Source organism: Aquisalimonas sp. 2447 (genome assembly GCF_012044895.1).
Lineage (GTDB): Bacteria > Pseudomonadota > Gammaproteobacteria > Nitrococcales > Aquisalimonadaceae > Aquisalimonas.
This window is the reverse complement of record NZ_CP050695.1, coordinates 386,938-397,500: the sequence shown is the minus strand read 5'-3', so window position 1 is coordinate 397,500 and position 10,563 is coordinate 386,938. Positions and strand designations below refer to the sequence as shown.

Sequence of the window (10,563 nt, the reverse complement as noted above, 5' to 3'; positions counted from 1 at the left end):
GAGATAGACATGAGCTTGCCGAACATATCGTCCGCCGGCTCCTGAATGCCCACATAGTTGTTCAGGGACTTCGACATCTTCTGCACCCCGTCCAGCCCCTCGAGGATGGGCACCGTCATGACCACCTGCGCGGACTGCCCGTAGGACTGTTGCAGCTGCCGCCCCACCAGCAGGTTGAACTTCTGGTCCGTACCGCCGAGTTCAACGTCCGCCTTGAGTTCCACCGAGTCGTAGCCCTGGATCAGCGGATAGAGGAACTCGTGAATCGCGATGGCCTGCCCTGAGGTGTAACGCTTGTGGAAGTCGTCGCGCTCAAGCATGCGCGCCACCGTGTGCCGCGCGGCGAGCTGTATCATGTCGGTGGCGGAGAACGCATTCATCCAATGGGAGTTGAACACCACCCGGGTGCGTTCGGGATCAAGAATGCGGAAGACCTGCTCTTGATACGTGCGCGCGTTGGCGCTGACCTCCTCGGGCGTCAGCGGTTTGCGCGTGGCGCTCTTGCCGGAGGGGTCGCCGATCATCCCGGTGAAGTCTCCGATAAGGAAGTAGACTTCATGACCGAGATCCTGGAACTGCCGCAACTTGTTGATCAGCACTGTGTGCCCCAGGTGCAGGTCCGGCGCTGTCGGATCGAATCCCGCCTTGATACGCAGGGTGCGCCCGGCACCCAGACGCTCCTTCAGTTCGGATTCCACCAGTACTTCATCGGTACCCCGGGTCAGCTCTGCCAGGGCCGCATCCACATCCACCATGATGCTATCTCTGAGAAAGGTTGAACGAGGACGGGATTCTAACAGGATGCAATTCCGTGCGCGCATGCGCCTGCAACCGTGCTCCCAAGGGGCGTACCATGTCGCGAGCGCTGCCAACCCGGAGGATCTCGCCCCATGGGCCCGCGCACCTATATCGGCCTGATGACCGGCACCAGCATGGACGCCGTCGACGCCGCCCTGGTGGATCTCAACGATGCCGTGCCCAGGCTGGTCGCAACACATGGCTCCCCGCTGCCAGACCCGTTGCGCCAGCAACTCCTGGCGGTCCACGCCGGAACCGGACTGACGGAGTTGCTGGACCTGGATGCCCGCCTGGGCGAAGTCCTGGCGAATGCGGCAACGGAGCTGCTGGACCGGGCCGGCGTCGCTGGAAGCCAGGTGCGGGCCATCGGCAGCCATGGGCAGACGCTCTGGCATGCGCCGGACGCCGAAAACCGGACCACCCTGCAGGCCGGTGATCCCAACCGCATCGCCCAGCGCACGGGCATCACCGTGGTTGCCGACTTCCGCCGTCGCGACATGGCCGCAGGCGGTCAGGGTGCACCGCTGGCGCCGGCGTTCCACCGGGCATTCTTCGCTTCGGCGACGGAACGCCGGGCCGTGGTCAACATCGGCGGCATCGCCAACATCACCTGCCTGCCCGCCGACGCCACGCCGGTCACGGGCTTCGACACCGGCCCCGGCAATGTGCTGCTGGACACCTGGTGCCGGCAGCAGGGGCAGGGGAACTACGATGCCGACGGCGGCTGGGCGGCGCAGGCAAATGCGGACCCGGACCTCCTGGCGCGGCTACGGGACGACCCGTATTTCCGCCGGTCGCCACCGAAGAGCACGGGGCGCGAGTACTTCAATGCGCAGTGGCTTGCAGGCGCGGGCCTGGAGGGGCATGCACCGGCCACGGTGCAGGCAACACTGGCGGAGCTCACGGCCGGCACCATTGCCGACGCTCTGCACGAGGCCTTGCCCCGGGCGGAACGACTACTGGTGTGTGGCGGCGGAGCGCGGAACTGGGATCTCATGCAGCGCCTCGGCCGCAATCTGCCCGGCGTGGTCGTGGAATCCACGGCAGACCACGGCATCGCCCCGGACTGGGTGGAGGCAGCGGGGTTCGCATGGCTCGCCCACGCCACCCTGCAGGGACAAGCAGGCAACATCCCCGAGGTCACCGGGGCTGACTCGCCCGTGCCGCTGGGCGGCATCTATCCCGGCGGCATCGGCCAGGGGCAGCGCTGAGCTGCCCTCCGGATCAGACGGCGAAAGAGGAGCCGCAACCGCAGGTGGTGGTGGCGTTGGGATTGCGGATCACGAACTGGGCACCTTCGATGCCCTCGACATAGTCGATCTCGGCGCCCTCGAGGTACTGCACGCTCATGGGATCCACGAGCAGGGTGACGCCGTTCTTCTCCATGGCGGTATCGCCGTCCTCGACGTTGTCGTCGAAGGTGAAACCGTACTGGAATCCGGAGCAGCCCCCACCGGCAACGTAGACGCGCAGCTTCAACGAGTCGTTGTTCTCCTCGTCCAGAAGTTCACGCACCTTGTTCGCCGCACTGTCGGTAAAGACCAGCGGGGCATCCTGTTCGAGTGCTGCTTCCGCCATGGTTTCGGGCCTCCGGGAGATGGATCGCATCGGGCAATGTCGTCACTGCGGCGTCCGAACGAGGATGGCGCGCGCAGCAACCCAGCCAGACCCATTGTCCTCCCGGCAGCGGGGGGCCGTCAACTTGGCCCCCGGGCACTCAGGGGAGGACAGGAACCCCTTCCAGTCCGGCGGCCTCGGGCAGACCGCACATGAGATTCATGTTCTGCACCGCCTGACTGGCCGCTCCCTTGGTGAGGTTGTCGATCACCGACAGCACGATGGCTGTACGACCGTCCTGGGGCGGGTGGACGGCAATGCGACAGAGGTTGGTGCCACGCACCGTGCGGGTTTCCGGATGGCTGCCGGCGGGGAGCACATCGACGAAGGGCTCGTCCGCGTAACGCGCCTCGTACAGCGACTGCAACTCATCCGCCGGAATGTTCAGCGGCGCGTAGAGGCTTGCCTGCATGCCACGGGTCATGGGAATGAGATGCGGCAGGAATGTCAGGCCCACGCTGCCACCGACAGCGGCTTCCAGGGTCTGCCGGATCTCCGGCAAATGGCGGTGGCCGTCGGCGCCGTAGGCGCGCAGGTTCTCGTTGGCCTCGCCGAACAGGGTCGGCACCTGGGCCTTGCGTCCGGCGCCGGAGACTCCGGACTTGCAGTCAGCCACCAGGGACTGGACATCCACATGGCCCGCTTCCACCAGAGGCAGCCAGCCGAGCGCTACGGCGGTGGGGTAGCAGCCGGGGTTGGCGACCAGGCGCGCGCCAACGATCCGCGAACGGTACATCTCCGGCAGACCGTATACCGCTTCCTCCAGGAGTTCGGGGCAAGCATGCGCCATGCCATACCAGCGCTCCCACGAAGCCGCATCCCGCAGGCGAAAGTCTGCCCCGAGATCGACCACGCGGACGCCGGCAGCGACGAGCTCCGGCGCCATGCCCATGGCCGTGCCGTTGGGCGTGGCGAAGAACACCAGATCACACGCCGCAAGCTCGCCCACCTCCGGCTCCGTGAACTGGAGATCCACATGGCCACGCAACCCCGGGAACATCGCGTCCACGCGGGTGCCGGCGTTGCCCCGGGAGGTAATGGCACGCACGCTGACCTGCGGGTGGCCGGCCAGCAGCCGCAAGAGTTCTGCACCGGTGTAACCGGTACCGCCGACGATGCCTACGGTAATCATGAGCCACTCCTGGCCGTCGCTGGGGGCGCGAACGCGCACCGGGGTGATGATTTTACGGCGGCGGCCGCTCCGAGGGAACCGCAACGCCCGGCGCCGGTCTCAAGCAGAGACTGACAAGACCTGTGGCCGCCGCCGCAGGCGCCGCTGTAGAATCCCCACCACGCTCTCTCGGGACACGGGATCATGACCAAACGCAAGGATATCTGGGCCGGCCTCGTCGGGGTCGCGGTGATTGCGATGGCAGCACTGGTGTGGCTCGCCCCCTGGCAGGCGGAGCGGGCGCCCGAGGTACGGCTGGAGACCCTGGACGGCGACCGCTTTGCCCTGAGTGATCTCCGTGGCCAACCCACCGTCGTTGCTTTCTGGGCCACTACCTGTGCCAGTTGTGTCGAGGAGATCCCGCACTTCAAGGACCTATACGCGGAGTTCGCCGACCAGGGCTTCGAGATCATCGCCGTGGCGATGGAGTACGACCCGCCGGAGCAGGTACGCGCCATGGTGGACGACCGTGAACTCCCCTACCGCGTGGTCCTGGACCGGGACGGCAGCATCGCCCGTGCGTTCGGCGAGATCCGGCTGACGCCGACCACGTTCCTCATCGGCCCCGACGGCGAAATCCTGCAACGCCGCCTGGGCATGGTGGACGTGGAGCGCATGCGCGAACGCCTGACCGGGCTGGTACCCGGCCAGCCAGTGACCGAGCCGGGGGACGCGTAACCACGCCATGACCTACCTCTGGATCAAGGCCTTCCACCTCATCGCCGTAGTGACCTGGTTCGCTGCGATCTTCTACCTGCCGCGCCTGTTCGTCTACCACGCCATGGCCGAGGACGAGGCGGGCCGCGAGCGTTTCAAGACCATGGAGCGCAAGCTCTACCGGGGCATCATGAACCCCAGCGCCGTGGTGGCCATCGCGCTCGGCCTGGCACTGCTGTGGCTGAACCCGGGGTGGCTCACACAGGGATGGATGCACGCCAAACTGGCGCTGGTGGTGCTGCTGGTGGGGTATCACCTGTGGTGCGGCGCGCTGCTGCGCCGCTTCCGGGATGATGCCAACAGCCACGGTCACGTCTGGTATCGGATATTCAACGAGGCGCCGGTGCTGCTGCTGGTGGCCATTGTGATCCTGGCGGTGGTGAAGCCCTTCTGACTCCACCACCCACCGAACCAGAGTCCGCTGCCCCTGCGCCGCGTGACGGGGTGTCTCAGGTCTGGGACTGCTCGTAGTTTTCCTTGCCAAGCCGGTCGTAGAGGTCGATCTGGATTTCGAGGAAGTCGACATGCTCTTCCTCGTGGACCAGCATCCCGTTCAGCAGATCACGGCTGGCGTAATCCTCCACCGACTCGGCATAGGCAATGGCCTCCCGCAGGTCGGCAATCCCCTTCTGCTCCAGCTTGAGATCGCACTCCAGCACTTCCCGGACGTTCTCCCCGATGAGCAGCTTGCCGAGATCCTGCAGATTGGGCATGCCCTCCAGGAACAGGATGCGGTCGATGAGCTGGTCGGCGTGCTTCATCTCGTCGATGGACGCCTTGTATTCCTTGCCGCCCAGCTTCTCCAGGCCCCAGTCGTTGAGCATGCGGGAGTGCAGGAAGTACTGGTTGATCGCGGTCAGTTCGTTGTAGAGAACCTTGTTGAGATGCCCGACTACCTTGGCGTCACCCTTCATTCGGTGGCTCCCGTCTTCTTGGTTGACTGGACTGCAGCGTGCCTGCCGCCTGGCAAGGCACGCCGGACTGAGGACAGTCTAATACAGGAAAGGGAGGCTAGGGGAGGCCGCAGCCACACCGCAGGCAGCACGCACCTGACGCTTCAGGCGCTCTCGCGCGCGGTGGCGGGCTCGTCGGCAACCAGCGGCGGCAGATCAATGTGAACCGCTTTGGCGCCCAGGCTACCGCGCGCCTTGGTGAGGACTTCCAGTGCTTCCGGGCCACAGCGACCGCAGCAGGCGCACAGGCCGAGCTGATGGCGCAGGTCGCGCATGGTACGCGCACCGCCCTGAACAACGGCGCGGCGGATATCGTGATCGGTGACGGCGTGGCAGAGGCAGACGTACATGGCAACCCTCCGTATGGATGGTTGCAGTCTGAATGCAAATGCGACTGATTGTCAATTAGAACTAGTGTCCTGTCCCAGAAGTGCGCGCATTAATGGCGCGCACTTCTGGGACAGGACACTAGGGCTACTTGCCTGGTCGCACCAGACCGCCGAGACCCGCCTCCTCCAGTGCCCGGTTCAGGCGCCGCCGGACATCCGCCGGGTTCTCCAGGGTAAATGCCTCCTCCAACAGGGCGCTGGCCTGCTGACGGGTGAAGCTGCGCATCACCCACTTGACCCGCAGCAGACTGGAGACGCTCATGCTCAGCCCCCGCACGCCCAGCCCCAGCAACAGGATGGACGAGGCGGGGTCCCCCGCCATGGCGCCGCACACACTCACCGGGCAATCGTTGCGCTCCCCGGCTTCCACCACCTGGCGCACGGCCTGCAGCACCGCGGGGTGCAGCTCATCGTAAAGGCCCGCCACCCGTGCATTGTTACGATCCACAGCAAGCAGATACTGGGTCAGGTCGTTGCTGCCGATGGAGAGGAAGTCCACACGCCGCGCAAGGCTGTCCGCCTGGTACACCGCCGAGGGCACCTCGATCATCACCCCGATCTCGGGCATGGTGCCGATCTCGATGCCCTCTTCTTCCAGCTCCTCGCGGGCACGCTCCAGCAGCACCCGCGCCTCGTCCACCTCCTGGACGCGGCTGATCATGGGCAACAAAATACGCAGATTGCCGCAGTTGGCATTGGCCCGCAGCATCGCCCGCAGCTGGGACAGGAAGATTTCCGGATGATCCAGGGTCAGACGAATCCCCCGCCAGCCGAGGAACGGGTTCTCCTCCCGCACCGGGAAATAGGGCAACGGCTTGTCGCCGCCCACGTCCAGGGTGCGCAGCACCACCGGCCGCGGCACGAAGGGCTCCAGCACCTGGCGGTAGACCACGGTCTGCTCATCTTCGCCGGGGAAGCGCTCGCGCACCATGAAGGGGAACTCGGTACGGTGCAGACCAATACCGTCGCAGCCACTGGCCAGGGACGACGTAATATCCGCCATGAGGCCCGTGTTGGCATAGAGCCCCATGCGGAAACCGCAGGGCGTCTGCGCCGGCTGGTCCTTGAGCACCTGGAGCTCCTCGGACAGCTCGGCATCCTCCTTGAGCAGCCGCCGGTACTCCTTGCGCACCCGCTTGTCCGGCTCGATGTGGACACGGCCGGTATAGCCATCGGCGATCAGTTGCTTGTTCTCCAGCCGCCCCACGGGCAGCTCGGCCACACCCATGACCGCGGGGATGTTGAGCGCCCGGGCCAGTATGGCCACGTGGGAGTTGCCCGAGCCCCGGGCAGTGACCACCCCTTTCAGCCGTTCCGTGGGGATCTCCGCCAGTTGTGAGGCGCTGATCTCCTCGCCCACCAGGATGGTGCCCTCGGGCACCTCACGGCTGTCGCCGCTGTCCATTTGCAACCGCATGAGGATGCGGCGCCCCACGTCGCGGATATCGCTGGCGCGCTCACGCAGGTAGGGATCTTCCATTTCGTCGAAGACGCTGACGTACTGCGCGATGCTGTCACGCAGAGCACCGCAGGCCCAGTTCCCCTCACGGATGCGCTGCTCGGTACCCTGCACAAGACTCTCGCTGTCGAGCATCTTCAGATAGACGTCGAACATCATGTGCTCGTCCGACGGAATGGCGTCGGCGAGCTGATCCGCCAGTTCCTGGACCTCCGCGCGCACCGCCTTCAGGGCACTGCGGAAGGAGGCCACCTCGCCGTCCACGTCGTCGACGGCCCTGTCCGGCACGGCGAACAGGTCCGCGGGGGAGTACGCCACCATGGCCCGGCCGAAGGCCACTCCCGGCGCCCCGGGGACACCGTCCAGAGGCTTGCGGGTCAGCGGCAGTGGCGTGGGCAGGCCGCCGCTGCCCTCGTTGCCACTGGCCTCGCTGTGGGCAATGGCACCGGAGAGCTGGGCGGCCATGGTGACGATGAACGCCACTTCCTCCTCGCCGAAGCGGCGCCGCGCAGTCTGCTGCACCACCAGCACGCCGAGCAGGCGGCGGAAGTGAATGATCGGTGCCCCGAGGAAGGAGTGGAACTTCTCTTCACCGGTCTCGGGGAAATAGCGGAAGCGGGGGTGTGTTTCCGCATCCTCGAGGTTCAGGGGCTCCTTGCGCTCGCCCACCAGGCCAACCAACCCCTCATCAAAGCGCAGACGCACCTGGCCGACGGCATCCGGGTTCAGCCCGCGAGTGGCCATGAGCACGTATTCCTGGGTGTCCTGATCCACCAGGTAGACGGAGCAGACGTCCACATGGGTGGAATCGGCCACGCGCTTGACGATGATATTCAGCGCATGCTGCAGCCCGCGGGCGGCATTGACCTCCTGGATAATGCTGTGAAGGGTCTGAAGCATGCCATTCGTCCTGTCGCGGCCCGGCTGTCACCGGCTCCGGTGCGTTCAAGAGTACAGGAAGGTACCGGATTGTCCCATGTCGGCTCAGGCGCCGGTGGAGCGGCGCCGGCGACGCCCGCCCCCCTGGGCTCCCTGGACATGGGCCGGCTGCTCCGGGGCACCGTCCGGAAACAGCAGCGGGGCCAGCTCACGCAGGGCCCTGCGGTAGACATGACGCTTGAAGAACACCACGTCCCGGGCCGGGCGCCAGTAATCCACCCAGCGCCAGTCGTCGAACTCCGGACTGCCGCTGGCGTCCAGGCGCACGGCGGACTCGCCACCGACCAGCCGCAGCAGGAACCACTGCTGTTTCTGGCCAATACATAAGGGCCGCTGGTGGCGCCGCACCAGGTGCCGGGGCAGGTGATAGCGCAGCCAGCCTGCAGTGGCACCGATCACCTCCACGTGCGCCGGCTCCAGGCCGACCTCCTCGTGCAGCTCGCGGTACAATGCCTGCTCGGGCGTCTCGTCGCGCTTGATGCCCCCCTGGGGGAACTGCCAGGCATTCTGGCCGATACGACGCCCCCAGAACACCCGGCCCTCCTCGTTACTGAGGATAATGCCGACGTTCGCTCTGAAGCCGTCCGAATCAATCACTTAACGTATTTTCCGAAGTTTTGGTTGATGTTTTCATTGTTCCACAAACCCGTTGCAGCCGGCAAACTGGCCGCTGTAGCCAACATGCATAAAGGACACGAGCAGCGCGATGCCACTGGCGATATTCGATCTCGACAACACCCTGTTGCACGGCGACAGCGACTACCTCTGGGGCCGCTTTATGGTGAAGCGGAGTCTGGTGGACGGGCCAAGCTATGATGCGGAGAACGACCGCTTCTACCAGCAGTACCTGGCGGGAACACTGGACATCCACGCGTATCTGCGTTTCGCGCTGGCACCGCTGACCTGGTACAGCCCGGAAGAACTTCACGCATGGCGGCGGGAGTTCGTGGACGAATGGATCCGGCCCCTGGTGCTGCCCCGGGGCCGCGAGCTGGTGCGCGATCACGCGGCCAGGGGGGATACCACCCTGATCATTACCGCCACCAACCGCTTCATTACCACCCCCATCGCCGACCTGTTCAGCGTGGATGAGCTGCTGGCAACCACGCCGGAATGGCGCGACGGGGCCTATACCGGCGAAGTCACCGGTCCGGTGACCTTCGGCGCGGGCAAGGTGGAGGCGCTGGAGGAGTGGCTAACCCGGCACGGCGAGAGCCTCGCAGGCAGCCATTTCTACAGCGACTCCCACAACGATCTGCCGCTGCTGGAACGGGTGGATCACCCGGTGGCGGTGGACGCCGACGACACCCTGCTGCGCCATGCCGGCGAGCGCGGCTGGCGAACCATGAGCCTGCGATGAACCTGATCCACGGCATGCTCGGCATCCTCGTCTGCCAGCTGGTGGGCGAGACACTGGCCCGGGCGGCAGGGCTGCCGATACCCGGGCCGGTGCTCGGCATGCTGCTGCTGTTCGCATTCCTGCTCTGGTACGGCGACCCACCCCCGGCGCTGCGCCGGGTCAGCGATACCCTGCTCAACTACCTGGCGCTGCTGTTCGTGCCCGCCGGGGTGGGCATCATGGTGCACTTCCAGCTCATCGCACGGGACTGGCTCGCCATCAGCGTCGCCCTGGTAGTGAGCACGGCGGTCACGCTGATCGCCACCATGCTCACCCTGCGCGGCATGCTGGCGCTGCGGAGGCGCCGCCATGACTGAAGAGATCACCGACATCTGGGTGTACCTGGCCACCTCGCCACTGCTGTGGCTCACCACGACGCTGGCGGTTTTCGTGTTCAGCACCTGGCTGAACCAGCGGCTGGGCGGCAGCCCGGCCCTGCACCCGGTGCTGCTGTCCATGGGCCTGCTGATCGTGATCCTGCTGGCCACCGGCACGGACTACGACACCTACTTCGAGGGCGCGCAGTTCGTGCATTTCATGCTGGGGCCAGCCACCGTGGCCCTGGCCATCCCGCTCTACTACCACCGCCGGCAGATCCGCGCCTGGCTGGGGCCGTTGCTGGTTGCCGGCGTTGTCGGCGCCAGCGTCGCGGCGCTGTCCGCCATAGCTGTGGGATCGCTGCTGGGCGGCGGCGACGTCAGCCTGATGTCGCTGGCACCGAAATCGGTGACCACGCCCATCGCCATGGGCGTGGCGGAGCAGCTGGGCGGCCTGCCCTCGCTCACCGCTGCACTGGTGCTCCTCACCGGCAGCCTGGGCTGCCTGATGGCACCCGGGCTGATCCGCGTTCTGCGCATCCGCGACGACGCGGTCAAGGGCTTCGCCATGGGGCTGACTGCCCACGGACTGGGAACCGCGCAGGCATTCAGCATCAGCGCCACCGCCGGTGCCTTCGCCGGGCTCGGCCTGAGCCTGGCGGGTCTGATCACCGCCTTCCTGCTGCCCCTGCTGATCACCTGGCTGCCCCTGGGGTAACCCGCAACCCCGCCCGGTCCCGGGGAGTTGGCCACGGTCTTGCAGCACCAAAGTGATAACCACAATGGACCGGCCCAGCCGGGGAG

The 10,563-nt window shown here is 66.1% G+C and carries 13 protein-coding genes (1 of these 13 only partly in view); 6 read left to right on the top strand and 7 right to left on the bottom strand.

From position 1 onward, the window contains the following. Window positions 1–755: the 5' portion of a tyrosine--tRNA ligase gene (gene tyrS, locus KU884_RS01755; protein WP_174813704.1), read on the bottom strand. It extends 457 nt beyond the left edge of the window; 755 of the gene's 1,212 nt are visible here — the first part of the coding sequence; the start codon lies at window positions 753–755; the stop codon falls past the left edge of the window. 135 nt (window positions 756–890) lie between these two features. Here tyrS and KU884_RS01750 point away from each other — a divergent pair, with 135 nt between their 5' ends. After that, on the top strand, window positions 891–2,009 hold the full coding sequence (locus KU884_RS01750; protein WP_167781009.1) for an anhydro-N-acetylmuramic acid kinase: 1,119 nt from the start codon (window positions 891–893) through the stop codon (window positions 2,007–2,009). Window positions 2,010–2,022: 13 nt separating this feature from the next. Here KU884_RS01750 and erpA read toward each other — a convergent pair whose 3' ends face one another. Together erpA and argC are read right to left on the bottom strand one after the other, a co-directional pair. After that, a complete protein-coding gene (gene erpA, locus KU884_RS01745) occupies window positions 2,023–2,376 on the bottom strand; it encodes an iron-sulfur cluster insertion protein ErpA (RefSeq protein WP_167781008.1) in 354 nt (117 codons plus the stop codon). Window positions 2,377–2,515: 139 nt separating this feature from the next. Continuing rightward, entirely contained in the window at window positions 2,516–3,547 is a 1,032-nt protein-coding gene (gene argC, locus KU884_RS01740; protein WP_167781007.1) for an N-acetyl-gamma-glutamyl-phosphate reductase, read from the bottom strand. Window positions 3,548–3,730: 183 nt separating this feature from the next. Here argC and KU884_RS01735 point away from each other — a divergent pair, with 183 nt between their 5' ends. Beyond that, window positions 3,731–4,264: a peroxiredoxin gene (locus KU884_RS01735; RefSeq protein WP_167781006.1), complete on the top strand. Its 534-nt coding sequence runs from the start codon at window positions 3,731–3,733 to the stop codon at window positions 4,262–4,264. 7 nt (window positions 4,265–4,271) lie between these two features. After that, window positions 4,272–4,697: a protoporphyrinogen oxidase HemJ gene (gene hemJ, locus KU884_RS01730; protein WP_167781005.1), complete on the top strand. Its 426-nt coding sequence runs from the start codon at window positions 4,272–4,274 to the stop codon at window positions 4,695–4,697. A 55-nt stretch (window positions 4,698–4,752) separates the two neighbouring features. On the opposite strand, the gene bfr is transcribed toward hemJ, so the two are convergent. From bfr to KU884_RS01710, 4 genes are all read right to left on the bottom strand, one after another. After that, window positions 4,753–5,217, bottom strand: coding sequence for a bacterioferritin (bfr, locus tag KU884_RS01725; RefSeq protein WP_167781004.1), 465 nt, complete (start codon window positions 5,215–5,217; stop codon window positions 4,753–4,755). Between the two features lie 143 nt (window positions 5,218–5,360). Further along, window positions 5,361–5,606: a (2Fe-2S)-binding protein gene (locus KU884_RS01720; RefSeq protein WP_167781003.1), complete on the bottom strand. Its 246-nt coding sequence runs from the start codon at window positions 5,604–5,606 to the stop codon at window positions 5,361–5,363. A 124-nt stretch (window positions 5,607–5,730) separates the two neighbouring features. Continuing rightward, window positions 5,731–8,004 carry a phosphoenolpyruvate--protein phosphotransferase gene (gene ptsP / locus KU884_RS01715; RefSeq protein WP_167781002.1) on the bottom strand — a complete coding sequence of 758 codons (2,274 nt, stop codon included), beginning with the start codon at window positions 8,002–8,004 and terminating at the stop codon, window positions 5,731–5,733. A gap of 84 nt (window positions 8,005–8,088) precedes the next feature. Beyond that, entirely contained in the window at window positions 8,089–8,640 is a 552-nt protein-coding gene (locus KU884_RS01710; protein WP_167781001.1) for an RNA pyrophosphohydrolase, read from the bottom strand. 109 nt (window positions 8,641–8,749) lie between these two features. Between KU884_RS01710 and KU884_RS01705 the strand changes: the two genes are divergently transcribed. Genes KU884_RS01705 through KU884_RS01695 form a run of 3 tightly spaced genes read left to right on the top strand, consistent with a single transcriptional unit; the run spans window position 8,750 to window position 10,477 of the window. Then, on the top strand, window positions 8,750–9,403 hold the full coding sequence (locus KU884_RS01705) for an HAD family phosphatase (protein ID WP_167781000.1): 654 nt from the start codon (window positions 8,750–8,752) through the stop codon (window positions 9,401–9,403). After that, window positions 9,400–9,759 carry a CidA/LrgA family protein gene (locus tag KU884_RS01700; RefSeq protein WP_167780999.1) on the top strand — a complete coding sequence of 120 codons (360 nt, stop codon included), beginning with the start codon at window positions 9,400–9,402 and terminating at the stop codon, window positions 9,757–9,759. Before KU884_RS01705 ends, KU884_RS01700 begins: the two co-directional genes overlap by 4 nt. Further along, complete coding sequence (locus tag KU884_RS01695) at window positions 9,752–10,477, top strand: LrgB family protein (RefSeq protein ID WP_167780998.1); 726 nt, start codon at window positions 9,752–9,754, stop codon at window positions 10,475–10,477. Before KU884_RS01700 ends, KU884_RS01695 begins: the two co-directional genes overlap by 8 nt. The last annotated feature ends 86 nt before the right edge of the window (window positions 10,478–10,563 follow it).

Bases quoted from the DNA above. Each gene is read 5' to 3' on its own strand.
- KU884_RS01750 (WP_167781009.1), top strand. From the start codon at position 891: ATGGGCCCGCGCACCTATATCGGCCTGATGACCGGCACCAGCATGGAC.
- erpA (WP_167781008.1), bottom strand. From the start codon at position 2,376: ATGGCGGAAGCAGCACTCGAACAGGATGCCCCGCTGGTCTTTACCGAC.
- argC (WP_167781007.1), bottom strand. From the start codon at position 3,547: ATGATTACCGTAGGCATCGTCGGCGGTACCGGTTACACCGGTGCAGAA.
- KU884_RS01735 (WP_167781006.1), top strand. From the start codon at position 3,731: ATGACCAAACGCAAGGATATCTGGGCCGGCCTCGTCGGGGTCGCGGTG.
- hemJ (WP_167781005.1), top strand. From the start codon at position 4,272: ATGACCTACCTCTGGATCAAGGCCTTCCACCTCATCGCCGTAGTGACC.
- bfr (WP_167781004.1), bottom strand. From the start codon at position 5,217: ATGAAGGGTGACGCCAAGGTAGTCGGGCATCTCAACAAGGTTCTCTAC.
- KU884_RS01720 (WP_167781003.1), bottom strand. From the start codon at position 5,606: ATGTACGTCTGCCTCTGCCACGCCGTCACCGATCACGATATCCGCCGC.
- ptsP (WP_167781002.1), bottom strand. From the start codon at position 8,004: ATGCTTCAGACCCTTCACAGCATTATCCAGGAGGTCAATGCCGCCCGC.
- KU884_RS01705 (WP_167781000.1), top strand. From the start codon at position 8,750: ATGCCACTGGCGATATTCGATCTCGACAACACCCTGTTGCACGGCGAC.
- KU884_RS01700 (WP_167780999.1), top strand. From the start codon at position 9,400: ATGAACCTGATCCACGGCATGCTCGGCATCCTCGTCTGCCAGCTGGTG.
- KU884_RS01695 (WP_167780998.1), top strand. From the start codon at position 9,752: ATGACTGAAGAGATCACCGACATCTGGGTGTACCTGGCCACCTCGCCA.